Origin of the sequence: Limnobacter thiooxidans, from assembly GCF_036323495.1 — a bacterium.
GTDB lineage: Bacteria > Pseudomonadota > Gammaproteobacteria > Burkholderiales > Burkholderiaceae_B > Limnobacter > Limnobacter thiooxidans.
The window spans coordinates 2,650,474-2,677,306 of sequence record NZ_AP028947.1 but is presented as its reverse complement, the minus strand read 5'-3'; the positions used below and the strand labels follow the sequence as shown (position 1 = coordinate 2,677,306).

The 26,833-nt window shown below is 54.7% G+C and carries 23 protein-coding genes; 18 read left to right on the top strand and 5 right to left on the bottom strand.

The annotated features are described in order from the left end of the window. Positions 1-37: 37 nt before the first annotated feature. The 3 genes from argS to RGQ30_RS12145 all read left to right on the top strand — a co-directional run bounded on the left by argS (position 38) and on the right by RGQ30_RS12145 (position 6,407). A complete protein-coding gene (gene argS, locus RGQ30_RS12155; RefSeq protein ID WP_130557967.1) occupies positions 38-1,777 on the top strand; it encodes an arginine--tRNA ligase in 1,740 nt (579 codons plus the stop codon). Positions 1,778-1,908: 131 nt separating this feature from the next. Continuing rightward, the gene (locus RGQ30_RS12150; protein WP_130557968.1) at positions 1,909-5,889 is read left to right on the top strand and encodes a DUF3683 domain-containing protein; all 3,981 of its coding nucleotides are present in this window, start codon (positions 1,909-1,911) and stop codon (positions 5,887-5,889) included. 2 nt (positions 5,890-5,891) lie between these two features. Further along, positions 5,892-6,407, top strand: coding sequence for an HIT family protein (locus RGQ30_RS12145; protein WP_338284452.1), 516 nt, complete (start codon positions 5,892-5,894; stop codon positions 6,405-6,407). 729 nt (positions 6,408-7,136) lie between these two features. Here RGQ30_RS12145 and phoR read toward each other — a convergent pair. Together phoR and phoB are read right to left on the bottom strand one after the other, a co-directional pair. After that, positions 7,137-8,483, bottom strand: coding sequence for a phosphate regulon sensor histidine kinase PhoR (gene phoR / locus RGQ30_RS12140; protein WP_130557970.1), 1,347 nt, complete (start codon positions 8,481-8,483; stop codon positions 7,137-7,139). A 40-nt stretch (positions 8,484-8,523) separates the two neighbouring features. Further along, positions 8,524-9,231 carry a phosphate regulon transcriptional regulator PhoB gene (phoB, locus tag RGQ30_RS12135; RefSeq protein ID WP_130557971.1) on the bottom strand — a complete coding sequence of 236 codons (708 nt, stop codon included), beginning with the start codon at positions 9,229-9,231 and terminating at the stop codon, positions 8,524-8,526. Positions 9,232-9,414: 183 nt separating this feature from the next. Between phoB and RGQ30_RS12130 the strand changes: the two genes are divergently transcribed. From RGQ30_RS12130 to cysM, 7 genes are all read left to right on the top strand, one after another. Beyond that, positions 9,415-9,840, top strand: coding sequence for a gamma-butyrobetaine hydroxylase family protein (locus RGQ30_RS12130; protein WP_130557972.1), 426 nt, complete (start codon positions 9,415-9,417; stop codon positions 9,838-9,840). Positions 9,841-9,861: 21 nt separating this feature from the next. Beyond that, positions 9,862-10,602: a bifunctional demethylmenaquinone methyltransferase/2-methoxy-6-polyprenyl-1,4-benzoquinol methylase UbiE gene (gene ubiE, locus RGQ30_RS12125; RefSeq protein WP_130557973.1), complete on the top strand. Its 741-nt coding sequence runs from the start codon at positions 9,862-9,864 to the stop codon at positions 10,600-10,602. A gap of 50 nt (positions 10,603-10,652) precedes the next feature. After that, on the top strand, positions 10,653-11,702 hold the full coding sequence (locus tag RGQ30_RS12120; protein ID WP_130557974.1) for a Tim44 domain-containing protein: 1,050 nt from the start codon (positions 10,653-10,655) through the stop codon (positions 11,700-11,702). 77 nt (positions 11,703-11,779) lie between these two features. Then, positions 11,780-12,511 (top strand): ubiquinone biosynthesis accessory factor UbiJ, encoded by a 732-nt coding sequence (locus RGQ30_RS12115; RefSeq protein ID WP_130557975.1) that lies wholly within the window; start codon positions 11,780-11,782, stop codon positions 12,509-12,511. Beyond that, positions 12,508-14,103, top strand: a complete 1,596-nt coding sequence (gene ubiB, locus RGQ30_RS12110) for a ubiquinone biosynthesis regulatory protein kinase UbiB (RefSeq protein WP_130557976.1) — start codon at positions 12,508-12,510, stop codon at positions 14,101-14,103. Before RGQ30_RS12115 ends, ubiB begins: the two co-directional genes overlap by 4 nt. 104 nt (positions 14,104-14,207) lie before the next feature. Beyond that, positions 14,208-15,653, top strand: coding sequence for a high affinity choline transporter 1 (locus RGQ30_RS12105; protein ID WP_130557977.1), 1,446 nt, complete (start codon positions 14,208-14,210; stop codon positions 15,651-15,653). Positions 15,654-15,740: 87 nt separating this feature from the next. Continuing rightward, the gene (cysM, locus tag RGQ30_RS12100; protein ID WP_130557978.1) at positions 15,741-16,643 is read left to right on the top strand and encodes a cysteine synthase CysM; all 903 of its coding nucleotides are present in this window, start codon (positions 15,741-15,743) and stop codon (positions 16,641-16,643) included. A 7-nt stretch (positions 16,644-16,650) separates the two neighbouring features. Here the strand turns inward: cysM and mltB are convergent, their stop codons facing one another. Beyond that, the gene (mltB, locus tag RGQ30_RS12095) at positions 16,651-17,823 is read right to left on the bottom strand and encodes a lytic murein transglycosylase B (protein WP_130557979.1); all 1,173 of its coding nucleotides are present in this window, start codon (positions 17,821-17,823) and stop codon (positions 16,651-16,653) included. Between mltB and RGQ30_RS12090 the strand changes: the two genes are divergently transcribed. The 5 genes from RGQ30_RS12090 to RGQ30_RS12070 all read left to right on the top strand — a co-directional run bounded on the left by RGQ30_RS12090 (position 17,822) and on the right by RGQ30_RS12070 (position 22,925). Continuing rightward, on the top strand, positions 17,822-18,742 hold the full coding sequence (locus RGQ30_RS12090) for a histone deacetylase family protein (protein ID WP_130557980.1): 921 nt from the start codon (positions 17,822-17,824) through the stop codon (positions 18,740-18,742). The two genes, mltB and RGQ30_RS12090, sit on opposite strands and share 2 nt — an antisense overlap. Before the next feature lie 174 nt (positions 18,743-18,916). Continuing rightward, entirely contained in the window at positions 18,917-19,666 is a 750-nt protein-coding gene (locus RGQ30_RS12085; RefSeq protein ID WP_008250324.1) for an electron transfer flavoprotein subunit beta/FixA family protein, read from the top strand. A gap of 25 nt (positions 19,667-19,691) precedes the next feature. Then, complete coding sequence (locus RGQ30_RS12080) at positions 19,692-20,621, top strand: electron transfer flavoprotein subunit alpha/FixB family protein (protein WP_130557981.1); 930 nt, start codon at positions 19,692-19,694, stop codon at positions 20,619-20,621. 37 nt (positions 20,622-20,658) lie between these two features. Then, positions 20,659-22,464, top strand: coding sequence for an acyl-CoA dehydrogenase (locus RGQ30_RS12075; RefSeq protein ID WP_130557982.1), 1,806 nt, complete (start codon positions 20,659-20,661; stop codon positions 22,462-22,464). A 68-nt stretch (positions 22,465-22,532) separates the two neighbouring features. Next, a complete protein-coding gene (locus RGQ30_RS12070; protein WP_130557983.1) occupies positions 22,533-22,925 on the top strand; it encodes a DUF2784 domain-containing protein in 393 nt (130 codons plus the stop codon). A gap of 8 nt (positions 22,926-22,933) precedes the next feature. On the opposite strand, the gene RGQ30_RS12065 is transcribed toward RGQ30_RS12070, so the two are convergent. Both RGQ30_RS12065 and RGQ30_RS12060 read right to left on the bottom strand, forming a co-directional pair. Next, positions 22,934-23,128, bottom strand: coding sequence for a hypothetical protein (locus RGQ30_RS12065; RefSeq protein ID WP_130557984.1), 195 nt, complete (start codon positions 23,126-23,128; stop codon positions 22,934-22,936). A 149-nt stretch (positions 23,129-23,277) separates the two neighbouring features. Continuing rightward, positions 23,278-23,526 (bottom strand): hypothetical protein, encoded by a 249-nt coding sequence (locus RGQ30_RS12060; RefSeq protein WP_130557985.1) that lies wholly within the window; start codon positions 23,524-23,526, stop codon positions 23,278-23,280. 89 nt (positions 23,527-23,615) lie between these two features. Between RGQ30_RS12060 and RGQ30_RS12055 the strand changes: the two genes are divergently transcribed. The 3 genes from RGQ30_RS12055 (at position 23,616) to carA (ending at position 26,829) form a co-directional block, all read left to right on the top strand. Beyond that, the gene (locus RGQ30_RS12055; protein ID WP_130557986.1) at positions 23,616-24,560 is read left to right on the top strand and encodes a LysR family transcriptional regulator; all 945 of its coding nucleotides are present in this window, start codon (positions 23,616-23,618) and stop codon (positions 24,558-24,560) included. An 81-nt stretch (positions 24,561-24,641) separates the two neighbouring features. After that, entirely contained in the window at positions 24,642-25,511 is an 870-nt protein-coding gene (locus RGQ30_RS12050; protein WP_130557987.1) for a bile acid:sodium symporter family protein, read from the top strand. 142 nt (positions 25,512-25,653) lie between these two features. Further along, positions 25,654-26,829 carry a glutamine-hydrolyzing carbamoyl-phosphate synthase small subunit gene (carA, locus tag RGQ30_RS12045; RefSeq protein ID WP_338284451.1) on the top strand — a complete coding sequence of 392 codons (1,176 nt, stop codon included), beginning with the start codon at positions 25,654-25,656 and terminating at the stop codon, positions 26,827-26,829. The last annotated feature ends 4 nt before the right edge of the window (positions 26,830-26,833 follow it).

Sequence of the window (26,833 nt, the reverse complement as noted above, 5' to 3'; positions counted from 1 at the left end):
TCAGGGGCTTAGCTCAACACAGCCCCAACACCTCCCCATGCTTGCCCAACAACGAAACACACTGATTGCCGCATTTGAAGCGGCTGCCGCCGCTGCCTTGAACCAGTCTTTTGAAGGCACAGTGGCCTTGGAAAAGCCGAAAGACCCCAGCCACGGCGACGCCGCCTGCAACCTGGCCATGCAGTTGGCCAAGCCAGCCCGCCGCAACCCGCGTGAACTGGCCCAGTTGCTGGCAGATCACGTCAAGGCCAACCCCGTTTGCGCAGGTCTCGTCGATGCAGTTGAAGTTGCGGGCCCAGGCTTTATCAATATTCGTTTAAGCCAGCAGGCCCGTGTGGCCGTGGTGGCAGCCGTGCTTCAACAGGGCGCAGAATTCGGAAAAACCAACGCACAGGCAGGGCAGGCCGTGCTGCTGGAATTTGTCTCTGCAAACCCCACCGGCCCATTGCATGTAGGTCATGGTCGTCAGGCCGCACTAGGCGATGCCATGGCCGCAGTCATGAAAACGCAGGGCTGGAAGGTTCACAAAGAGTTTTATTACAACGACGCCGGTGTGCAGATCCAAACCTTGGCCACATCTGTGCAAGCCCGTGCCAAGGGCTTCAAGCCGGGTGATGCGCAATGGCCTGAAAACGCCTACAACGGCGACTACATTGCCGACATTGCGGCCGACTTTCTGGCTGGCAAAGAAGTGCAGGCTGCGGATGGCGAACCCGTCAAGGGCAGTGGCAATGTTGAAGATTTCGAATCCATTCGCGCCTTTGCCGTGGCTTACCTGCGCGCCGAGCAAGACCTCGATTTGAAAGCCTTCGGCGTGAATTTCGACCAGTTTTATCTCGAAAGCTCGTTGTATTCCGAAGGCAAGGTGGAAGAGGCTGTTGAAAAAATGGTTGCTTCCGGTAAAACCTTTGAAGAGGGTGGTGCCTTGTGGCTTCGTTCAACTGATTACGGCGATGACAAAGACCGCGTAATGCGCAAATCCGAAGGCGGTTACACCTACTTTGTGCCTGATGTGGCTTACCACATTCAAAAATTCAAGCGCGGCTTTGGCAAGGTCATCAACATCCAGGGCACTGACCACCACGGCACCATTGCCCGGGTGCGCGCTGGTTTGCAGGCCTGCGACGTGGGTATTCCGCAAGGCTACCCCGACTACGTGTTGCACAAAATGGTCACCGTCATGAAAGGCGGGCAGGAAGTCAAGATTTCCAAGCGCGCGGGTAGCTACGTCACCGTGCGCGACCTGATCTGCTGGTCAGGCGGTGTGGATGAAAACCTGCCCATGCTGGAGCAGCCCGAGGCGCTCACCAAAGGCCGCGACGCCGTGCGTTTTTTCCTGGTCAGCCGCAAGGCCGACACTGAATTTGTGTTTGATGTTGATTTGGCGTTAGCGCAGTCGGATGAAAACCCGGTGTACTACGTGCAGTATGCCCATGCCCGCATTCACTCCATCCTGGATCAGGCCGAAATTGATTTGGGCAAACTCGATGCCGCGGATTTAACCCTTCTGGCAGCACCTTCCGAGCAGGCCTTGCTGCGTGTGTTGGCTTCCTACGGCGATGTTTTGGTCAAGTCCGCAGAAGAGTTGGCTCCGCACCACATTGCTTTTTACCTGCGTGAGCTCGCTGCGGCCTTCCACACCTTCTACAACGCAGAGCGGGTCCGCATCGACGATGTGGCATTGAAAACCGCTCGAGTGGCGCTGCTGGTGGCTGTAGCCACCGTGTTGGCCAATGGCTTGGCTGTGTTGGGAGTTTCCTCGCCCAAGCGCATGTAGCATATTGAATATGGAAAGTACTCAAAACCCTTATGCCATAAGGGTTTTGGGCGAAAAATGAGGGGCGTCACTCTAGGCGCAAACGTCTGGTTTTTGATACCATGATCAGCTAAGCAGTCAAAAGGTTTTGCATGAACGCACCAGTCGAATTGAACACATTGAAATCCTCTGCCGGCGAAACCGCTCGCCTGCGCGAGATTCCGTACAACTACACCTCTTTTTCAGACCGTGAAATCGTCATTCGCCTCTTGGGCGAGTCTTCATGGAAAATTCTCCAGGAGCTGCGCCAGGAGCGCAAAACAGGACGTTCAGCTCGCATGCTGTTCGAGGTGTTGGGCGACATCTGGGTGGTGCGGCGCAACCCTTACCTCCAGGACGACCTGCTGGACAACCCCAAGCGCCTGACAGCCCTGATTGAGGCCTTGTTTCATCGCTTGCGTGAAATTGATGCACGCCGGGTCGAAGTGAAAGAAGCAGCTGTTGAAGCTGATTCCGAAGATCGCAGCGCAAAAGTTCGAGAGCTGTTAACCACCGCTGAGAAGGCCGTTCTTGAGTTCCAGCGTGAATTGGAGGCCACGGCCATTTTGCGCGGCCATGCTCGCAAAAAGTTGGGCGAGCACACCGCCAAAGACAACATCAAGTACGACGGCTTGTCCCGAGTATCCCACGTAACAGATGCCACCGACTGGCGCGTTGAGTACCCCTTCGTGGTGCTGACCCCCGACCGCGAATCTGAAATTCCCGGCTTGGTGAAAGCCTGTATCGACCTTGGCTTGACCATCATTCCTCGTGGAGGCGGCACCGGTTACACCGGTGGCGCAGTGCCCCTGACCGCCATGTCGGCCATCATCAACACAGAAAAACTGGAAGAGCTTGGCCCGGTGGTCATGGAAGTGCTGCCTGGCCTGACCCAGGAATACGCCACCGTGTTTTCCGGTGCAGGCGTGGTCACCAAGCGCGTGGCTGAGGCCGCCGAAGCAGCCGGTCGCATTTTTGCAGTTGATCCCACTTCCGCTGAAGCAAGCTGCATTGGCGGCAACGTGGCCATGAACGCAGGCGGCAAGAAGGCCGTGTTGTGGGGCACTGCGCTTGACAATTTGGCCTGGTGGAGAATGGTCGACCCTCAAGGCGACTGGCTTGAAATTACCCGGGTCAACCACAACCTGAGCAAAATTCACGATGCGCCTCAGGCCGATTTCGACCTGGTGTGGTCCGATGGCCGTTTGGCACCCAATGCGAAAATCCTGAAAACCGAGCGCCTGACTGTCGAAGGCGCCCGTTTCCGCAAGGTGGGCTTGGGCAAGGACGTGACAGACAAGTTTCTGGCTGGTCTGCCCGGCATTCAGAAAGAGGGTTGTGACGGCCTGATTACCTCGGCCAAGTGGATCTTGCACCGCATGCCCAAGCACACCCGCACGGTGTGCCTGGAATTCTATGGCCAGGCCCGTGACGCGGTGCCTTCAATCGTTGAGATCAAGAATTACCTCGACGGTGAAGGCAAAGCCATGGGCGCCATTCTGGCCGGCCTGGAACACCTGGACGAGCGCTATCTGCGCGCGGTGAAGTACAGCCCGAAGTCCAAGCGCGGCGCTTTCCCGAAAATGGTGCTGTTTGGCGACATCGTGGGCGATGATGAAAATGCCGTGGCCCAAGCTGCATCCGAAGTCGTGCGCCTGTCCAATGGCCGCGCGGGTGAGGGTTTTGTGGCCGTCAGCCCCGAAGCCCGCAAGAAGTTCTGGCTGGACCGTGCCCGCACAGCCGCCATTGCGCGCCACACCAATGCCTTCAAAATCAATGAAGACGTGGTGATTCCCCTGCCACGCATGGGCGAATACACCGACGAGATCGAACGCATCAATATCGAGTTGTCGATCCGCAACAAGCTGAAACTGGTTGCCGCGCTGCGTGCCTTCTTTGAAAAGCCCTTGACCTTGGGCAAAACCGACGAAGTGGATTCCACCAAGTTGTCTGTTGAAGACCTGGTGGGCGACCGCGTGGGCCGTGCTGTGGAGTTGCTGGAAACAGTGCACGATCGCTGGAGCTGGTTGCTGTCCAATATGAACATGCCGCTGGCGCAAGCCAACCCTGTTCTGAAAACCCTGGGCCTTGGGCACCTTGAAGAAAACCTGGCGCATCGCTTGGTTGATCAGCCTGAAGCCACCGTGTTTGATGTGCTGCAAGACCGCACCATCCGCGTCAGCTGGAAAACCGAGCTTCGCCACAACCTGAACCGCATTTTCGAAGGCGGCGTGTTTGTTCCCGTAATGGAAGAATGCAAGGCTGTTCACAAGCAGGTATTGCGTGGCCGCTTGTTCGTGGCCCTGCACATGCACGCTGGCGATGGCAACGTGCACACCAACATCCCGGTGAATTCCGATGACTACGAAATGCTGCGCGAAGCGGAACACACTGTTGACCGCATCATGCAGATTGCGCGCAATCTGGATGGTGTGATTTCCGGTGAGCATGGTATTGGTATTACAAAATACCAATACCTGACCAAGGAAGAGCTGCAGCCCTTCCAGGACTACAAGCAGCGCATTGATCCGGAAGGTCGTTTCAACAAGGGTAAACTGTTGCCCGGCGGTGATTTGACCAATGCCTACACGCCCAGCTTCAACCTCATGGGCCATGAAAGCCTGATCATGAGCCAAAGCGACATCGGCTCCATTTCCGATTCCGTGAAAGACTGCCTGCGTTGCGGCAAGTGCAAGCCCGTGTGTTCCACACACGTGCCTCGCGCCAATTTGCTGTACAGCCCACGCAACAAGATTCTGGCCACATCCTTGCTGGTCGAGGCTTTCCTGTACGAAGAACAAACCCGCCGTGGTGTGTCCATCAAGCATTGGGAAGAATTTGAAGACGTGGCCGACCACTGCACGGTTTGCCACAAGTGCCTGACACCTTGCCCGGTCGATATCGATTTCGGTGAAGTGTCCATGAACATGCGCGCCTTGCTGCGCAAGATGGACAAGAAAAGCTTCAACCCCGGCACAGCCCTGGCCATGACTTTCCTGAATGCGAAAGACCCGGCCACCATCAAGGCGATGCGCGTTGGCATGACCGGCATTGGCTACAAGGTGCAGCGTGGTGCTTACAAAGTGGCCAAGTCATTGGGCTTTTTGCACAAGCAGACTGAGAAGCCGCCCGCCACTGTGGGCAAAGCGCCTATTCGCGAGCAGGTGATTCACTTCATCAACAAGCCCATGCCCGGCGGTTTGCCGAAGAAAACGGCACGTGCCTTGCTGGACATTGAAAACAGCGATTACGTGCCAGTGATTCGCAACCCGAAAACCACGCAAGCCGACACGGAAGCGGTGTTCTACTTCCCTGGTTGTGGTTCCGAGCGGCTTTACAGCCAGGTTGGCCTGGCCACGCAAGCCATGCTCTGGAATGTGGGCGTACAAACAGTGTTGCCACCCGGTTACCTGTGCTGTGGATACCCGCAGCGTGGGGCAGGGCAGTACGACAAAGCCGAGAAAATGATCACGGACAATCGCGTGCTGTTCCACCGCGTGGCCAATACGCTGAATTACCTCGACATCAAAACCGTGGTGGTCAGCTGTGGCACGTGTTATGACCAGTTGCAGGGCTATGAATTCGACAAGATTTTCCCGGGCTGCCGCATCATTGACATTCATGAATTCCTGATGGAAAAAGGCGTGAAGCTGGACAACGTCACCGGTACGCAGTACATGTACCACGACCCCTGCCACACGCCCATGAAAACTTATGACCCGTTGAAAGTAGTCAACCAGTTGATGAACAGCGAGCTGCAAGGCCAGAACATCACCAAGAATGACCGCTGCTGTGGCGAGTCAGGCACCTTTGGCGTGTCACGTCCTGACGTGGCTACGCAGGTCCGCTTCCGCAAGGAAGAGGAAATGCGCAAGGGCGCCGACAAGCTGCGCGATAAGGCACCAGAAGCAGATGTGAAAATTCTGACCAGCTGCCCATCGTGTTTGCAGGGCCTGAGCCGCTACAGCGACGACGCCAACGTAACAGCTGATTACATCGTGGTTGAAATTGCCAAGAACGTGCTGGGTAAGGAATGGTTGCAGAACTACGTGAAAGAAGCCAACGACGGCGGCATTGAACGTATTTTGGTATGACCTTGAACGAGGCCCTTAACGATGAAGGGTCGGCTGCCCCGGCAGCTGACCTGCCTGCTGGTGCGGACACGCCTGTAGCGGAAGCCAATTGCCCCCTGTGCGCCACACCGGGCGGTGATTGGGTGTTCAACTGCAGCAAATTCCGGGTCATTGAGGCGCTGGATCCTGAATATCCTGGGTTTTTGCGCTTGATCTGGAATGACCATGTGCGCGAGTTTTCTGATTTAAGTCGTGAAGACCGCATGCTTTGCATGGATGCGGTGGTTCTTCTTGAGCAGTTCGTATTACGTGTATTCAAGGCCGACAAGGCCAACATTGCCACCTTGGGCAATGTGGTGCCGCACCTGCACTGGCACGTGATTCCCCGTTTCACAGACGACAAGCATTTTCCAGCACCGGTCTGGGCAACAGCCAAACCCGGTATTTCCCTGTCGCCGAGGCAGCAACTGGTGCTCGATTCAAAGCCGAAATGGATGCAGGTTTTGCGGGCGGAACTGCACAAGGCGTTTCCGAACTAGCGCCGCCTTTTCATGTTCATAGGTGCTGACCACTTCTTCGTATGCGAGTGGCATGACCCTTTTCGGTCGCAAGGGTGCCGACTACTTCTTCGTTTGCAAAGGCGCTTGCCCCCTTCCGCCTGAAAGCCTGTATTTCCCTTTTTGAAATTCACACTGACTCACCGAACCTCGGCAAAAAAGATGGCCGAGTTCGGTGTCGGCTTGCAGCCGAACGTGGCGTGTGAATTCAAACGGGCAGGCTTTCTTGAATGGCGGTGCAAGGGCAATGCCGCCTTTGCAAACTCGAAGGACAGCGCCTGCTACTCCAGACAGGATTTTGCGCTGAGCCTGTGTTCTCCGCCAGCAGTTCGTTGCTCGCAGCGTTTATTGAATCTCTAGTCCCACAATCACCAGCGCAAGTTCGCAGCCTGAGAAGTGTTCGTTGTCACAAGCCACTAACTGGCGCAAGTTCGCAGGCTGTGAGGTGTTCGTTTGCTGCATCATCTTGCCGATTCAGGGCGAGGCTTCCCGGCTGATTCGCAGCGAGGGGCGATTGCGTAAGCAATCGATGCGAAGACGCTCTCGCGTTTCGCATGTCCCAAGCCAGAATCAATAAGACGGGAAATCAGCCAAGACCCAAGGCAAGATGAGCGGCAAAGAACTCCGACCCAAAGGCCTGCGCAACGAAAGCGATGATGGGCGGTATCTCACACTGAACAAGGCTTACATAACGCCTAACAAGGTTGTGATTTACGCTGCTGTTGTAATTTGAGCAGCAGCTGATTTAGGCGCAGCTTCAAGTTTTGCCAGCGGCATCAGAATCGTGAAGGTACTGCCCGCATTCGGTCTGCTTTGAATGTCCAGTTCACCATCGTGGCGTTGCACCACGTGCTTCACAATGGCCAAGCCCAACCCAGTGCCACCGCTTTCGCGGGAACGACTACGGTCTACACGGTAAAAACGCTCGGTCAATCGGGGGATGTGTTCAGCGGACACGCCAATGCCCGTGTCCTGCACCACGAACGCAGCGCAAGACTTCCCAATTTCGTTCTCGGTTTTTCGCAAAGCGATGGAAATTTTTCCACGCTCAGGCGTATAGCGTATGGCGTTGGTGACAATGTTCGAGAAGGCACTGAAAATTTCGGCTGTATTGCCCATGGCGAACAGGCCAGTTTCCACCTCGACGCGGATGTCGTGTTTCCCACCAGAAAGTTGCTGGGCCTCATCGCCAGTTTTCTGGGCAATGCCGCTTAAGTCAACCAATTCTCCGCTTTCGGCGCTGGGTGAAGATTCCAGCGCCGAAAGCGCCAGCAGGTCTTCCACCAGGTTCTGCATGCGGTTGGCCTGGGTGTACATCAGGTTCAGGTATTCCGCCTGCTGCTCCTTGCTCAAGGGCAGGTCCCTGAATGTCTCCAGAAAGCCGCTAAGCACGGTCAAAGGCGTTTTCAACTCATGGGACACATTGGCAATAAAGTCGCGGCGCATCCGTTCCAGTTTTTCAACCTGGGTCACATCGCGCGACAATACCAGCATTTGCTGGTCGCCGTAACTGACCAGTTGAACCGACAGCACTTTGCTGCGGCTGCGTGGCGCGGTCATCACCAGCGGATGTTCCCACTGGCGGCTGCGTATGTATTGGGAAAAATTCGGGTTTCTAACCAGGTTAATCAATGGTTGGCCAATGTCACTGCCTAGTCGCAAGCCCAAATGGTCTTGTGCCGTGTCATTGCACCAGGAAATATGGCCTTCCGAATCCAGCGTAACTACGCCGTCAGGCAAGGCTTGTGCCGCGGTGCGGAATGAAACCAGGGCGTTGGTCAGCGCCTGTTGCTGCCGCTGGTGCAGGCGCAGGTAACGAAACAGCTTGGCCGCCAGGTCGTCCCACCAGCCCGACACATCGGGTACATTCTCAACCTTAAAGTCGTCCAGCCAGTCAATGATCTTCAGGCCTGAACGCACATGCAATGCGTACACGATGAGCGAGGCAAGTATGGAGCCCGCCACCGCGCCTTTTGGGCCAGCGATCATTTGGCCCGCGATTGCAGCCGCGCCAAGCACCAAGGCCAACACAAACAGTCTGAAAAGTATGAATGCCATAGGTGCGTATTCTAGGGGAATATCCTGCCGGAGGGAGCCCTTAGTTCAGCGCACCTTCATTTTGAGTGGCAGTAAAGCGGTAGCCTGCGCCCCGAACGGTTTCTATCAACCTGTCATGTCCTGAAATGGTCAGGGCCTGGCGCAGGCGGCGAATGTGCACGTCCACGGTACGCTCTTCAACAAACACGTGGTCGCCCCACACCTGGTCCAGCAGCTGGGTGCGGCTGTGTACGCGCTCCGGGTGGGTCATGAAGAAATGCAGCAGGCGAAACTCAGTGGGGCCCATGTCGATGATTTTGTCGTGGCCCATGATGCGGTGGGTCACAGGGTCCAGTTTCAAGCCGTGCACTTCAACAGTGTCATCGGTCAGTTGGGGAGCCCGGCGGCGAAGCACTGCCTTGATTCGAGCCAGCAATTCTTTTGGCGAAAAAGGCTTGGTAATGTAGTCGTCTGCACCCGCTTCAAGTCCGTCCACTTTGTCCTGTTCCTCGGTGCGGGCAGTCAGCATGATGACGGGCACGCTGCGGGTTCTTTCCTGGGCGCGAAGTTCGTGGGCAAACTGGATGCCGGTTTTTCCGGGCAACATCCAGTCCAGCAGTACCAAATCAGGCAATTCAGCCGTGATCAGGGTTTTGGCCTGGTCTGCATCGGCGGCCCGAAGTACTTTGTGGCCAGCAAAGCTGAGGTTCACCGCGATCAGTTCTGCAATTGCGGGCTCGTCTTCGACAACTAGAATGGTGCTGGACATCTCGTTTTCCTCTTCTCTGGCTTGCTTTGTTGTGTTCCGTGCCACATAAAGTAGTAGATTTCCATGACAGTAATATGACACTTGAATGAATCGTCATCAAATTAATCACGGCGCCGCGCACAAACCACGGCCTGTCCCGATGAGATACACTTGAGGATTCGCATTCCCAAGACCCTACGCAGCATGGAAACCACCAACATCCCCGTACCCACCCGCATCGTGGTGCATCAAAAGTCCAAAGTCCTGGAAGTGGAGTTTGACACCGGCGCCTGTTTCAACCTGCCTTTTGAGCTTTTGCGCGTGTATTCGCCTTCAGCCGAAGTGCGTGGCCATGGCCCTGGCCAGGAAACCCTGCAGGTGGGCAAGAAAGAGGTGACTATCAACAACCTGGAGCCTGTGGGCATGTATGCCGTGAAGCCATTCTTTTCAGATGGCCACGATTCCGGCCTGTTTTCATGGCAGTACCTGCTGTGGATGGGTGAAAACCAGGAAGGACTTTGGGAAGACTACCTTGAGCGCATGAAAAATGCAGGCGCAAGCCGCGAGCCCAACGCACCTGAAAACATTCCATTTGAGCAAAAAAAGGGCGGCGCTTGCGCAAGCCATTAAACCCGGTCCCATATTGATCCCATGAACGAAAAAATTACCGATTTCGGCTTTGAGAAGGTTCCCGAAGACCAGAAAGCCAAAAAAGTGGCCGAGGTCTTTGACTCGGTTGCCGCCAAGTACGACGTCATGAACGATTTGATGTCGGGTGGCATGCACCGCCTGTGGAAGGCCAGTACCGTGCGTGCCGCGGGTGTCCGCCCCGGCATGAAAGTGCTGGATATTGCAGGTGGCACGGGCGACCTGAGCAAGGCCTTTCTCGACAAGGTAGGGCCCAGTGGCGAAGTCTGGCTGACCGACATCAACGAAAGCATGTTGCGCGTAGGGCGCAACCGCATGATTGATCACGGTTATCTGCCAAAAATGGCATTGTGTGACGCTGAAAAACTGCCATTCCCCGACAATTATTTTGATGTGGTCACGGTGGCTTTTGGTTTGCGCAACATGACTCACAAAGACGTTGCACTTGCTGAAATGCGCCGTGTGATCAAGCCCGGTGGCAAGGTGCTAGTGCTCGAGTTTTCAAAAGTGAACCCCTTGCTGGCACCGGCTTACGACCTATATTCCTTTCAGGTTTTGCCAAAAATTGGTCAAATCGTTGCACAGGACAGTGCCAGTTACCAATACCTCGCGGAAAGTATTCGCATGCACCCGGATCAGGAAACCCTGAAAAACATCATGCTGGGCAGTGGCTTTGATCAGGTGAAGTACACCAACTTCACTGCCGGGGTCGTTGCCTTGCATCAGGGAACCAAATTCGCCTGATTAAGTCTATAGACTACAAGTGAATAATTGTTAAATCAGGAGGCTTTACCTTGAATACCCGTGTTTGGTCAGTTCGATTGTCGGTGATGGCTGTGGTAGCAGCTTTCTTGAGTCTTGGTGTATTGCCCAGCGACGCAGAGGCGAAGCGCATGGGTAGTGGCGGCAGCTTCGGCCGCTCGGCACCTTCACAGTTCCAGAAATCTCCGCCTGCCTCGCCTTCGGGTGCAGCAAGTACCGCACCGAGCAAGCAGCAAGCCACCAATGGTACCGCTGCGGGCAACACTGCTGCGGCTGCGCCACGCAATCGCTTCCTGGGCCCCTTGGCTGGTTTGGCCGCAGGCTTGGGTTTGGCTGCCTTGTTTAGTCACCTGGGCATGGGTGCGGGTTTGGCGGAATTCATGGGCACTTTGCTGATGGTTGGAGCGCTGGTGTTCGCCGTGGTATTCCTGGTGCGCATGTTGCGTGGTCAAAAGGGTAACAAGCCCCAGCCCGCCTACAACGCACAGGGCGCAAGCGGATCTGCTTATGGTAACAACAGCAGTAACAACAGCTATCGCCAGTCTCCTGAAGCGCCGCGCTACACAGCGCCTGCTTCAGTCACCGGCAATACAAGCCCGATCAATGACCCGGTACCTGGCATGGGTGCCCCACGCAGCGACCAGGGTTTCGGTCAGTTTGGTAATTCATCTGCCTTTGATGCCCCGCTGCCTGCTGCAACGCCAGTGAAAGACTTGCCACACGGCTTTGATGAAGCCAACTTCGTGAACAGTGCCAAGAAGTTTTTTGTCACCATGCAAGGCGTGTTTGATCAAGGTGATGTGGCCGGTCTGCGCGAATATTGCAGCGATGAAGTGGTTGATCACCTACGTGCGGAAATTGAATCCCGTGGCAATGCGGTAAACCGCACTGATGTGGTCACGCTGAATGCCCAGTTGATCGGTTTTGAAACCGATGTGGACGAGCAAATTGCTACAGTTGCTTTCACAGGCCTGTTGCGCGAAGAGCAGGACGCTGACGCCACTGAGATCAATGAGCTTTGGATCATGTCTCGTCCCGTGTCAGGCGGTGGCTGGGTGCTTTCAGGCATTCACAATCTGTAATTTTTGAACTCCCCAGCCGGGCTTGGCTTGCCCGGCTGGGTTACACTCAAGCAAGTTTTGTTTGTTGGAAGTGTGCCTTGGCCAGTCCCCCCGTATTGTTTTTTCAGTTCGCCTCCAAACTGCTTTCTGCCGGTCAAGCCAAAGGCTCCATGGCGGCAGGCGGCTTTCTGTCTGCACCCTTGGGCTTGATGTCCGCCACAGTGACCCAGATGGTGTGCCTTGTCTTGAACCATCTTCTGGATCAACAACGAAGCAGCAAGTCACGTTTGCAGAAAGAATCAGGCAAGGTGCTGGCTTTGTCCATCGCGCCCGTGGTGCTCAAGTTACGTGTCAATGACCAAGGCTACTTTCAGCCCAGCGCACCCAGCAATGGCTTATCGGCCCCTGCGGACACGCAGATCACCATGCAGTGGTCTGATTTGGTGGGTGCCGTCAGTAACCCCAATGCGATGTCCAGAAAGGCTGCCATTGAAGGTGACATGGACTTTGCCCAAACGGTGTCCACGGTGATCAACGACCTCAGTTGGGACCCAGAGCGAGATTTGGCTCGCGTAGTCGGCGATGCACAGGCGGTTTGGGTGATGAATACGCTGTCTGCCTTGGGTACCAATGCCCGTGACGTGGTTCAGCGCTTCAAGAACAATTTGCGCGAATACGTGGTGCATGAAAAATCAATGACCCCCACCGCGTCCGAATTCGACGCGTTTCGCGGTGAAGTGAATCAGCTGCGTGATGAACTGGCCCGCCTTGAAAAGCGCCTGGCCAAGCTGGGCAACACATCGGGTTCAAAGCCAGGTGAGCCGTCATGAAGCTTCGCCGTTTGGCACGCATTGCATTGGTTGCCCGGAAGTATGGTCTTTTCCTGATCGCAGCAGACTCGATCAACAACGGTTTGGCCAAGTGGTTTCTGACACTGATATCTTCGCGTTCACATGTGCAGGCCCCCCGTGGCGAGCGCATGCGCCGGGCGCTCGAAGACCTTGGACCCCTGTTCGTCAAGTTTGGTCAGTTGCTGTCTACCCGGCGTGATTTGTTGCCGGAAGATGTGGCCGACGAGTTGGCCAAGCTGCAAGACCAGGTGCCTGCATTCGCTTCTGAAAAAGCTCGTGAGCTGATCGAAAGCAGCCTTGGTCGCCGAATCGACGACATGTTCGTAGACTTTCAAAACACGCCCGTGGCCAGTGCATCCATTGCACAGGTTCACTTTGCCGTGGTTCGTGCAGGTGAACACGAAGGCAAGAAAGTGGCGGTGAAGGTATTGCGCCCCGGCATGATCGATGTGATCGACAAAGACCTGGCCTTGATGAAAACAGCCGCGCGCTGGATAGAAAAAATTTCCTCTGATGGCAAGCGCCTGAAACCGCGTGAAGTGGTGGCCGAGTTCAACAAGTACCTGCACGACGAACTCGATTTGATGCGGGAAGCCGCCAATGCGTCACAGTTGCGCCGCAATTTCTCGCCAACATCGGGCAGCGGTCACCTGTTGCGGGTTCCCGAGATGTACTGGGACTACTGCTGCAGCACCGTGATCACCATGGAGCGCATGCACGGCATTCCAATCTCGCACCTGGATCGCTTGCGCGAAAACAATATTGATTTGAAAAAGCTGTCACGGGAAGGAGTGGAGATTTTTTTCACCCAGGTGTTTCGCGATGGTTTTTTCCACGCGGACATGCACCCCGGCAACATTTACGTGGGTGACCAGCCCGAAGACTTCGGGCGCTACATTGCGCTTGATTTTGGCATCGTCGGTACCCTCAGCGATGTGGACAAGCAATACCTGGCTCAAAACTTCCTCGCTTTTTTCAGGCAGGACTACAAACGGGTGGCGGAGTTGCATGTGCAGTCAGGGTGGGTGCCACCCGGCACCCGCATCGATGAGCTTGAATCCGCCATTCGTGCTTGTATCGAACCCTTCTTTGGCAAGCCACTCAAGGAAATTTCTCTTGGGCAGGCGCTGATGCGCCTGTTTCAAACCTCACGGCGTTTCAACGTGGAAATTCAGCCCCAATTGGTGCTGCTGCAAAAAACCCTGTTGAATGTGGAAGGCCTGGGGCGACAACTCGACCCCGACCTGGACCTTTGGAAAACAGCCAAGCCTTATCTTGAAAACTGGATGCACCAGCAAATCGGCTTCAAAGGCTTTCAGTCCAGCCTGCAGTGGGAAGCGGCGCAGTGGTCACAAATACTGCCTGCCTTGCCGCGTTTGCTTCACCAAAACCTGACCCAATCCAGTAACCGGGTCGACAGTCAAATTGAACAGCTGGTGAAACAGCAGAAGCGCCTGAATCGGGCCCTGTTCTGGATGGTGTTGATGTTGGCTGTCCTGTTTGGCCTGGTTGCGCTGGATTTGTTGTGGCCTTTTTTGATCGCCCACGCGGGTCCTCAAGGTTTGTTCTAGGATTTCCGCGGGCTAAGTGGGGCACTAAGCTTCCCGGGCTGTATCGTGCGCACGTTTCTTGCCTATAATTCGCAATTGTTCCCTTTCACTGGTGGGTTTTCACGATGTTGCTTGCCTCTGTAGTTGCCTATTTGCTGGTTTCCGTAATCATTGGCCTGTATGTGGCCCGAAATGTTCACAGTGCGGCCGACTACGCCGTGGCGGGTCGACATCTTTCACTGCCCATCGTGACCGCCACGGTGTTTGCCACCTGGTTTGGTTCAGAAACGGTGCTGGGCATCTCGTCCACCTTCGTGGAAGAGGGTTTGAGTGGTATCGTGGCCGACCCCTTTGGCGCGTCCATGTGCCTGATTCTGGCCGGTTTGTTCATCGCTCCCAAAATTTACCGCCTGAATTTGTTGACCTTGGGCGATTACTACCGCGTGCGTTACAACCGTGCAGTCGAGGTGTTTTGCAGCGCCTGTATCGTGGTGTCGTACCTGGGTTGGGTTGCCGCTCAAATCACTGCACTGGGTTTGATCTTCTTCGTGCTCAGTGATGGTGCAATTTCCCGGGAATGGGGCATGATCATCGGCGCCAGTGTGGTGCTGATCTACACCGTGTTTGGTGGCATGTTATCGGTTGCCATTCTCGACTTCATCCAGATGGTTGTGATTGCAGCTGGCCTGATTTACATCATGTGGATCGTCGCTGACCTGGCTGGTGGTGTGGGCACAGTGGTGGCCCATGCAGAAGCGGCGGGCAAACTGCAGTTTTTCCCTGAAGAATTCAGTTACGTCATGTGGGTTCCCTTTGTGGGGGCATTCCTGACCATGGCATTTGGCTCCATCCCCCAGCAGGACATTTTCCAGCGCATCAGTTCCGCCAAGAATGAAAAAACAGCGGTGCGTGGTGCGGTACTGGGTGGTTCGCTTTACTTCTTCTTTGCCTTCATTCCCGTGTTTCTGGCGTATGGCGCCATCATGATCGACCCGGCCACATTCATCGCCATGGTCACGGAAGATTCCCAAATGGTGTTGCCCAACCTGGTGTTGAACCACACGCCGGTGTTTGCACAAATCGTGTTTTTCGGTGCGCTGATTTCCGCCATCATGAGTACGTCCAGTGCCACTTTGCTGGCTCCAGCGGTTTCGTTTTCCGAGAATATCGTGAAGGTGGCGTTTCCCAAGATGGACGACAAGGCCCTGTTGCTCACCATGCGGGTGTCGGTGTTTGTATTTGCAATCATTGTGGTGGCCTTTTCCATCAACAGCGATTCTTCCATTTTTGAAATGGTTGAAAGCGCCTATGAAATTACGCTGGCCGCCGCATTCGTGCCCTTGGTGTTTGGTCTGTACTGGAAAAGGGCCACCTCGCAAGGCGCGGTGTGTTCAATCATCGTGGGGATCAGCAGCTGGTTGATTGCCAAAAACTTCTTCCCCAGTGAAATTTGGCCGCCCCAGTTGTTGGGCATGGTACTTGGCCTGTTCACGATGATTATTGCTTCCCTGATTCCGCAGTGGATTGAACATCGCCCCGCCTTGCGCGATGGCGTTGTGCACCCACACTGAGCGTCTCATATTGGGTGCTGCCAATGGGCACACCCGCTTCAAGCGCAGTAAAATAGCCGGATTACCTTTGTTAAAAGTGATCCGGCTTTGAAATACCTCACCATCGAAGACACCATCGGCAACACCCCACTGGTGCAACTGCAACGCCTGCCGGGCCAAGGCAATGCAAGCCGTGGCAATGTGGTTCTGGGCAAGCTTGAAGGCAATAACCCGGCAGGTTCTGTCAAAGACCGCCCGGCGATTTCCATGATCAAGCATGCCGAGGCACGTGGAAATATCAAGCCCGGCGATACTTTGATCGAAGCCACCTCGGGCAACACCGGCATTGCGCTGGCCATGGCAGCTGCCATTCGTGGTTATCGCATGGTGCTGATCATGCCGGAACACCTCAGCATTGAACGCCGTCAAACCATGCGGGCCTTTGGTGCAGAAATTGTATTGACGCCCCAAAAAGGCGGAATGGAATATGCGCGAGATTTGGCCGAGCAAATGCGGGATCAGGGCAAGGGCGTGATTCTTGACCAGTTTGCCAATGAGGACAACCCGCTTGCCCATTTTGAAACCACCGGACCTGAAATCTGGCGAGACACCGCCGGCAAGGTCACTCATTTCGTGAGCGCCATGGGCACCACAGGTTCCATCATGGGCGTGTCGCGTTACTTGAAAAGCCAAAACCCGAATGTACAAATTATCGGTGCTGAACCCAGTGAAGGGTCTCAAATTCCCGGTATTCGCAAGTGGCCCCAGGAATACCTGCCGAAAATTTACAAACCCGCTGGCGTAGACCGCGTGGTTCAGGTTACCCAAGCTGAGGCTGAGGAAATGGCTCGCAAAATGGCGGCAGAAGAGGGTATTTTCTGCGGCATTTCAGCGGCCGGTGCGGCGCACATCGCCTTGAAAATTGCCGAAGAAGTGGAAAACGCTACCATCGTGTTCATCGTGTGCGACAGGGGCGATCGTTACCTGTCCACTGGGGTTTTTCCGGCTTAGTTAAAGCTCAGTTCAGCATGTCCCTTCTCAGCTTCAATGCTTCGCTCAATTCGAGAACGGCATTGGCATAGAAGGAACTGCGGTTGTACCGAGTCACCACGAAGAAGTTCTGGCCACCTACCACGTAAGCTGATTCACCTTCGCCGCGAACCAGTTCAATCAGAGCCAGCTTTTCATCAGGCAGTGTTTCACCGTTCAGTTTCAGGCCTTTTTGCTGCATGGCAGCCGCAGTAAAGGTGGGCACGATATCGGGTGCCAGCAGTTCAGCCAGGTTGTCTGCGTGCTCAATGTCCACCAGCACGCGTGTGGCTTTGCCACTTTCCCAGCCATGCACTTTCAGGAAGTTGGCCACACTGAAAATGGCATCTTTCCGGCTGTGAAACAGGTCAACAATGCCATCGGCATCGCCATCCACCGCATAGGCAGTCCATGAGCTGGGCATGAATTGCCCTAAACCTATGGCGCCGGCATACGAGCCTTTGACTTCCAGCGCGTCCAGGTGGGTTTTGTTGCACAGGGCAATGAATGACTCAAGTTCACTCAAGAAAAAACCGGATCGATCTTTTTGCCCTTCCGGGTACGCAAAGGCCAGCGTGGCCAGTGAATCAAGCACGCGGTAATTCCCGATGTGTTCCCCGTAAATGGTTTCCACGCCAATAATGGCCACAATCACTTCTTGCGGAATGTTGTACTTGGCCTCGGCTTGCTTCAAGGTTTCCAGGTTTTCATTCCAGAATGCCATTCCTTTTCGAATTCGAATGGGTTCCACAAAGCGGCTGCGGTAGGTGTCCCAATTGCGTACCCCCTTGGTTTTTGGAGGCTTGACGGCTTGTACAACCCTTGGCAGCAGCTCCGCCTGTTTCAGCAAGGCGAGGGTATCCGCAATTGCAATGCCTTCTTTTTCCTGAAGACGCTGGGCCATGGAAACAGCAGCTTCCCGTTCAGAAAAATTCACCCGAGTGGTGTCTTGGGCATGTGCCGCTTGAGTGTAAAGCGCTGTGCTGATTAGAATGGAGGCAATGGATTTAACAAGTCTGCGAGCAGTTTCAAAAGGAATCAGCATGTCCGGTATTTGGGTAGTCAGAGGTGGCAGGTACAAGCCCTGTGTGCTTTTGCTGTTGTTGACAGGTCTTGGCCCCACTATAACCCAGCATTTGCCTGTGGATTTGGCCTGAGCCATGACCACAGCCTATATTTCCCATGCCGATTGCGCCTTGCATAATCCGGGTTTGGGCCATCCGGAAAGCATGGCCCGTTTGAAGGTGATCCGGCAAAAGCTTGAGGCCTCGGATTTGTGGTCGCGCCTTGTGCACTGCGAGGCGCCCGAAGTGTCTTGGCCAGCCGTCACGGCTGTGCACACGCCTGCGTATGTTGAAAGTATCAAGGCGCGTTTCCCCTTGAAGCGCAACATCGACATTGACGGCGACACCACCTTGTCCGAGTTTTCTCTGGATGCCGCCCGCCGCGCGGCGGGTGCTTGTGTGCATGCTGTTGACTTGGTCATGGCGCACGCGGTGAACAATGCCTTTTGTGCGGTGCGACCACCCGGCCACCATGCTTGTGTCGACAAGGCCATGGGGTTCTGTGTGTTCAACAACGTCGCCATTGCGGCGCAACATGCCATGGACGCCTACCGGTTGGAACGCGTGCTGATTGTTGATTTTGACGTGCACCATGGAAACGGCACCGAACATGCATTTGCCAACAACCCCAAGGTGTTGATGTGCAGTATTTTTCAGTCGCCGCTTTACCCATTCAGTGGCGGGTTGGATGGTGCAAGCAACATGGTAAATTGCCCCATACAGCCGGGTGGTGGGCGTGAAGCAATCAAGCAGGCCATTCAAAAGCATTGGGTGGATGCTATCGATCAGTTCAAACCGCAGCTTGTGCTGGTGTCGGCGGGCTTTGATGCACATGAAAGTGATCCGCTGGCAGACCTTCAATTGACCACCGAAGACTATGGCTGGATAACCGGTTTTCTAAAGCGTGTGGCTGAGGAGTATTGCGACGGCAAACTGGTCAGTACGCTGGAGGGCGGCTACGAGCTGGAGGCACTGGCCGATTCTGTTTACGCCCATGTCGAGGCTTTGGCTGGGTAAAACTGAATCAGTAAAATGGAGTGAAATTGGCTGATTCTGTCAATTCCTTGCCTCGACAGAACGGCCCTTAGAGTGTAGACTCTATGAAAAATCGAACGATCGTGCGTTTTTTATAAAAACGCTTCGTATAATCCAATCATCTATTCTCCAATTTCAACAAAAGGGATGGCTTGCATGAAGATCCTGGTACCCGTTAAACGCGTAGTCGATTACAACGTCAAAGTTCGCTGCAAAAGCGATGGTTCTGGCGTAGATATTGCCAACGTCAAAATGTCCATGAACCCCTTCGACGAAATCGCGGTTGAAGAAGCCACACGCTTGAAAGAAGCTGGCGTGGCCACTGAAGTGATCGCGGTGAGCTGTGGCGTGGCCCAGTGCGTGGAAACATTGCGTACAGCTGCCGCCATCGGTGCCGACCGTGGCATTCTGGTTGAAACCGACGTGGAATTGCAGCCTTTGGCCGTGGCCAAAATCCTGAAAGCCATTGTTGAAAAAGAAGGCATTGATCTGGTCATCATGGGCAAGCAAGCCATTGACGACGATTGCAACCAAACCGGCCAGATGCTGGCTGCACTGGCCGACATGCCACAAGGCACATTTGCTTCCAAAGTGGTTGTAGAAGGCGGCAAAGTGAATGTAACACGTGAAGTAGACGGCGGCCTGGAAACTGTGAGCCTGAGCTTGCCAGCGGTTGTTACCACCGACCTGCGCTTGAACGAGCCACGTTATGTGACCCTGCCCAACATCATGAAAGCCAAGAAAAAACAGATCGACACCATCAAGCCCGCTGATTTGGGCGTGAATGTGGATCCACGCATTAAAACCCTGAAAGTGAGCGACCCGCCCACACGTTCAGCCGGTATCACCGTGCCCGATGTGGCCACGCTGGTAGACAAGCTGAAGAACGAAGCGAAAGTGATCTAACACAGGGAATATAGGAGCACAAATCATGTCAGTACTCGTTATTGCAGAACACGACAATCAAAGCATCAAGCCCGCCACGCTGAACACCATCGCCGCGGCCCAAAAAATTGGTGGCGACATCCACGTGCTGGTTTCCGGCAAGGGTTGTGGCGCTGCTGCTGAACACGCTGCCAAGGCAGTGGGTGTGGCCAAGGTCCTGGTTGCCGATTCCGATTCACTGGGCGACCAGTTGGCAGAAAACCTGGCCGCACAGATTCTGGCCGTGGCTGCTAGCTACAGCCACATTCTGGCTCCTTCAACCAGCGTGGGCAAAAACGTGTTGCCACGTGTTGCGGCCAAGCTGGACGTTGCACAGATTTCCGACATCATCAGCGTTGAAAGTGCAGACACATTCACACGCCCAATTTATGCGGGTAACGTAATTGCCACGGTTCAGTCTTCCGACTCAACCAAGGTGATCACTGTGCGTACAACCGCATTTGATCCAGTTGCAGCAGAAGGTGGTTCGGCTGCTATTGAAAACCTGAGTGCTGCTCCCGATTCCGGCAAGTCCACATTTGTAAGCCGAGAAGTGGCCAAGAGCGACCGTCCTGAGTTGACAGCCGCAGGCACCATCATCTCCGGCGGCCGTGGCATGGGCTCTGCTGAAAACTTCAGCGTGCTGAACCCGTTGGCTGACAAGTTGAATGCTGCCATTGGCGCATCACGCGCTGCAGTTGATGCAGGCTATGCACCCAACGATTGGCAGGTTGGCCAAACCGGCAAAATCGTGGCGCCCCAGTTGTACATGGCTTTCGGTATTTCCGGTGCCATTCAGCACTTGGCCGGCATGAAAGACAGCAAGGTGATCGTTGCTGTCAACAAAGATCCCGAAGCACCAATTTTTGGTGTGGCCGATTACGGTCTGGTGGGCGACCTGTTTGAGGTTGTACCCCAACTGACCGAAAAACTGTAAGCAATCAAAACACGCAAAGCTGTATCAGGAGACGACAATGAGTTACAACGCCCCAGTCAAAGACATGATGTTTGTGTTGAAGGAATTGGCAGGTCTGGATCAGGTATCCCAGTTGCCCGGTTGTGAAGACGCAACCGAGGAAACCGTGGATGCGGTTCTGAACGAGAACGCGAAGTTCACCAGCGAAGTGGTTGCCCCATTGAACTGGTCGGGCGACGTGGAAGCCGCCAACTGGAAAGACGGCGTTGTAACCACAGCCAAAGGCTTCAAGCAAGCTTTCAAGGCATTTGGTGAGCAGGGCTGGCAAGGTCTGCAGCACCCTTCTGAATTTGGAGGTCAGGGCTTGCCCAAGCTGGTGGCAACACCTTGCATGGAAATGGTTAACGGAGCCAACCTCAGCTTTGCGCTGTGCCCCTTGTTGACCGACGGTGCCATTGAAGCACTGTTGGTGGCAGGTAGCCAGGAACAGAAAGAAACTTATTTGCCCAAAATGATTTCCGGTGAATGGACCGGCACCATGAACCTGACCGAGCCACAAGCCGGTTCAGACTTGGCCATGGTTCGTTCCAAGGCCGTGCCGCAGGGTGATGGTACTTACCGCATTTCCGGCCAGAAGATTTACATCACTTACGGCGAACACGACATGGCCGAGAACATCGTCCACTTGGTGTTGGCCCGTACCCCCGATGCGCCTGAAGGCGTGAAGGGCATCAGCCTGTTCGTTGTTCCCAAGTTCCTGGTGAATGGCGACGGTTCTTTGGGCAAGCGCAACGACGTGTACTGCGCATCCATCGAACACAAGCTGGGCATCAAAGCCTCTCCAACAGCAGTGCTGTTGTATGGCGATGACAAGGGCGAAGTGGGCAAGGGCGCAATCGGCTACCTGGTTGGTGAAGAAAACAAGGGCCTGCAGTACATGTTCGTGATGATGAACGCAGCCCGCTTCCAGGTGGGTGTGCAGGGCATCGGTGTTGCCGAGCGTGCCTACCAGCAGGCTGTGCGTTACGCCAACGACCGCGTTCAGTCACGTCCCGTTGATGGTTCCGCCAACGAAGCCGTGGCCATTATCAACCACCCCGATGTCAAGCGCATGTTGATGAGCATGCGTGCGCAAGTGGAAGCAGCACGTGCAATGGCCTGCGTGGCTGGTGCCGCGTACGATGCAGCACACTTTCACTCAGACGAAGCAACCCGCAAGCAGAACATGGCCGTTTACGAGTTCATGGTGCCGCTGGTCAAGGGCTGGTCTACAGAGATGAGCATTGAAGTCGCATCCACCGGCGTGCAAGTTCACGGCGGCATGGGCTTTATTGAAGAAACAGGTGCAGCGCAGTACTACCGCGATGCCAAGATTCTGACCATTTATGAAGGCACGACCGCCATTCAGGCCAACGACCTGGTGGGTCGCAAAACTTCACGCGATGGCGGTGCCATGGTGAAAGGCCTGTGCGCTGAAATTGCACGCACAGTAGCTCACTTGAATGAGTCAGGTTCTGTTCATGCAAAGGCTGTAGCAGGCCGCCTGGATGCGGCCCGTGCTGCGTTCCTGGACACAGCACAGTTCGTGGTGGACAACATGAAAGGCAATCCCAATGCGGTGTTTGCAGGTTCAGTGCCTTATTTGAAGCTTGCGGGCACAACCGTGGCCGGTTGGCAAATGGCCCGTGCCCTGTTGGCCGCTGAAGCCAAAATCAAGGCTGGTGAAACAGACAGTTTCTACAGCGACAAGATTTTGACTTCACGCTTCTTCGCTGACCATGTGCTGAATGCAGTACCTGGCCTACGCGACAGTATCGTCAATGGTTATCAAGCCGTGACAGAAATGGCTGTTGCCAATTTCTAAATCGCTTTGATCTTTGTTGAATTCAAAAAGCCCCTCCCTGTGAGGGGCTTTTTGTTTATGCTGAGCCAATGAATTATTCATTTCTTGCTGACGCGGTGTTGCTGGTTCATTTCGCCATCGTGCTGTTCGTTGTCGCGGGCTTGCTGCTGATCGCAGTGGGCAACGCTGTGCATTGGCGGTGGGTCAATGGCTGGTGGTTTCGAGCACTGCACCTGCTAGCAATTGGCATCGTGGTTGCTGAAAGCTGGCTGGGCATTGAATGCCCCCTCACCACCCTGGAAAACTGGCTGCGCATTCAGGCGGGGCAGGGCAACTACCTTGGCAGCTTCATTCAGTACTGGGTGCATGGCATACTCTTTTACCAGGCACCCCGTTGGGTATTCACCCTCGCTTACACCCTGTTTGCCTTCGCTGTTGTGGTGGCTTGGTGGCGGTGGCCACCGGTACAGGTTCGCGATTAGTGTTTCCTTCACACGCCACGCATGGCCTTTGCGATTGCACTGAGCACCGCATCCTGATTCCCTGCCGTTACAGCCGGCTCGGATGTAACGTTTTTGGGCTGGGTAGTGCAGTTTTTGTCGGGCATTCCGCTCTTGGCGGCAAATGTCACGGTTGAGGCAGTACCCAAAGTCAAAGCAATGCAAACATTTGTGAGCGTATTCATATCGTTCTCCGGTTTTCAGGGTTCAGTGCGGTCTTGCACTGAACCAAGTTTGCATTCCTCCGAATGACGAAGCGGATACCACCCAATTACATTTGTGTAATCTGACTTTGCCGGCATTTGTTTGTTCTTCTTTAGTGATTCAAGCCACCTCACCAAGCACCAACATTCGCGCCAGCAGCGTCAAAACCACCAATCACGCCATCGGCAAACCATCCGGAAAAGTCCACCCAGTCCGCCGTTTGTGTCACCAAGATCGTGGGTAACTCGGTGGCTTGAGCAAAACCAATTACGGTTAGTAAGGCAAGCCCAAATATTGAGTTTTTGATCACTCTGTTTGCTGTGCCAATCAGGCTCCAGTTCAAATCCAGGCTGTTCAGGTTTTCAGGCCATTCGTTCATGATTCACACTCCTTTTCGATGGTGTGAAGTCATGGTATTGATGTACATTGTGCAAATAAATCACCGTAAGTGAATAACACTCTTGCACGATGAGCAACAATTTCAATGAACTTCAAGCCGCAGAAACTTTCCTGATGGTGGTGAACGGGGGCAGTTTTGCCGCCGCAGCCAAGCTCAAGGGTGAAAATCCATCCAGCATAAGCCGTTCAATCGCCCAGCTTGAAGCGCACTTGAATGTTCGTTTGCTAAACAGGACCACCCGGCAAGTCAAAATTACTGAAGCAGGTGAAACCTACAAGCTGTATGCGCGCCAAATGCTTGAAAATCAGCAAGCTGCTCGCGACGCATTGACCCAACTGCAAAGCGGCAAGCCTCAAGGCGTGGTACGTGTCAGCCTTCCTGTCATTGTTGGTGAAAAAATACTGGCCCCCCGTTTGCCGGAATTTCATGAAAGATACCCTGATGTGCATTTGCAACTGGATTTGTCCAACCGCAATGCCCTGATTGTAGAAGAGGGGTTTGATATCGCAGTCCGCATGGGCCCGCTTCAGGATTCTTCCTTGCGTGCGCGAAAAATTGCAACCATCTGGCGCAAGCTCTATGCCGCCCCGGCCTATCTCGAAAAGCATGGTGTGCCGCAAAGTCCTGCCGACCTGGCACGCCACCAATGCATCGCATTCTCGCAGCGTGGTGATCTCAAGGAATGGGAATTCTGGCCGCGCAATGATCAAGGGCTCAGCCAGAAACACCGCGTTGCATCGTGGCTCACCTGTTCCAGCCCCATGATGGTGGTGCGTGCCATTCAGGCTGGTTTGGGCTTGGGGCGAAGTGCCGACTGGATGCTGCAGGGTGCGTTGGCCCGAGGAGAGTTGGTCGAAATTCTTCAGGACTGGTATTGCGACAACCCGGCCCACGGTGGTTTGCCCATGTACCTGGTATTTCCACCGGGGCCTGGCAGCCAGTTGTCGCTCAAAGCCCGGGTTGTGGCCGATTTTCTTGAAGAAGCTGTTCGGGCTGAGTTCAAAAAAGCGTGAATGAACGTCAATATGCTGACTGCGCAGTTGGCTTGCTTGGGCTACATTAACTGAACAAGAAAAAACTACTGCGGAGACACAATGCTAGGTAACACATACATCACGATCGGTTTGCCGGTTTCGCTTTTCATCATCATGATCGGCATGGGGCTTAGCCTCACGGTCGATGACTTCCGCCGAATTCGTGAGCAACCCAAAGGCGTTGTTGTAGGTACGGTGTTGCAACTGGTGGGCGTGCCTTTGCTGGGTTTTGCAATTGGTGGCTTGTTTGGCGGTGGTGTCATGGCGGCGGGGCTTGTTCTTTCTGCGGTCATGCCCGGTGGCACCACGTCGAATGTGCTTACCTACCTGGCCAAGGCCAACCTGGCCTTGTCAATCACCTTGACCGTACTGGCCAGCCTGCTGACTGTGTTGACCATTCCTTTTTACATGGCCTATGCATTGCCCATGTTCGTGGGGGAGGGCGCACAGCTTGAATTGCCATTTCTGAAAACCCTGATCACCATGATGGTGATTGTGATCATCCCGGTGTGCATTGGCATGTTCATCCGTGCGAAGAAGCCGGAACTGTCCCAGAAGTTTGAGCCTGCCATCAACAAATTTGCCGTGCTGGTGTTGGTTGCCATTATTGCCCTGATCGCAATCAGCGAGTCTGACAACATGCCTGGCTGGTTTGCGCAGGCCTGGATTCCAGTTGTGGCCCTGAACTTTGCATCTGTTGCACTTGGCCTGCTAGGTGGCAAGATCAGCGGGCTGAACGCCCGTGACAGCCTCACCGTGTCGATTGAAATGTGTGTCAAAAACTCCACATTGGGGCTAACCATTGCCCTTTCCTTGCTGCAAAACGCAGAAATTGCCGTGCCGGTTGTAGTGTACGGCCTGTTGATGTACGTCACCGTAGCGGCATTGTGCTGGTATGGTCGTCGGCTGGATGCAAACTCCAAGTCCTAAATTGGCGCAAGGCCACACTTCGGTGTGGCCGGAAGGCCCTGTTCCGGGTATAATTCGCGGTTAGCTGAATGATTCTTAGGCAAAAAGCCTGCGCGGGTGTAATTTGTCCCCGGGTGCTTTGTCGCATCTATTGGAGTTTCCCTTGTCGAAATTAGTCGCAAGCGCCCATCCGCGCGCCTTGCTCGCGCTCGCAGACGGCACAGTATTCGAGGGCATTTCTTTTGGCGCCCCCACCACGCAAGTGGGTGAAGTGGTGTTCAATACATCGCTCACGGGCTACCAGGAAATTGCAACCGACCCTTCCTATTGCCGCCAAATTGTCACCCTGACCTACCCTCACATTGGCAACGTGGGCACCAACCCGCAGGATGAAGAGTCCGATGGCTTGCATTTGTCGGGCCTTGTCATCAAAGACCTGCCCGAACTGGTCTCGAACTTCCGTTCAACCATGCCTTTGGCCGATTACCTGAAAAAGCACGGAGTGCCCGGCATTGCTGGTATTGACACCCGCAAGCTGACCCGCATTCTTCGTGAAAAGGGCGCCCAGAATGGTTGCCTGCTGACTGAAGACAGCGGCGAAACCTTCAGCGCCGAGCGCGCTGTGGAACTGGCCAAGGGCTTCCCCGGCCTGGCTGGCATGGACCTGGCGAAGGTCGTGTCCTGCAAAGCCCCTCATGAGTGGACTGAAGGCGAGTGGGCCTTGGGTATTGCCTCTGAGGTGCCTCACTTCCAGACCGGTGAGCGCCCCCACCACGTGGTGGCCTTCGATTACGGTGCAAAGCGCAATATTTTGCGCATGCTGGCCCAGCGCGGTTGCCGTGTCACCGTGGTGCCTGCTCAAACTCCGGTTGAACAGGTATTGGCCTTGAACCCGGATGGCGTGTTTTTGTCCAACGGCCCAGGCGATCCCCAGCCTTGCGATTACGCCATTTCCGCCATCAAGCACATTCTTGATCAAACCAAGTTGCCGGTATTCGGCATTTGTTTGGGTCACCAGTTGATGGCACTGGCCAGCGGTGCGAAAACATTGAAAATGAAATTCGGTCACCACGGTGCCAACCACCCTGTGCAGGATCTGAAAACCAAGCGTGTGGCCATTACAAGCCAGAACCATGGTTTTGCGGTGGATGCAGATTCATTGCCTGCCAACTTGCGTGTGACGCATGTGTCCTTGTTTGATGGCTCTATTCAGGGCCTTGAACGTACAGACCGCGCGGCTTTCTGCTTCCAGGGGCACCCTGAAGCAAGCCCCGGCCCGCATGACCTGGCAGAACTGTTCGACCGTTTTATTTCAGACATCAAGGCAGCCAAGGCTTAATTGC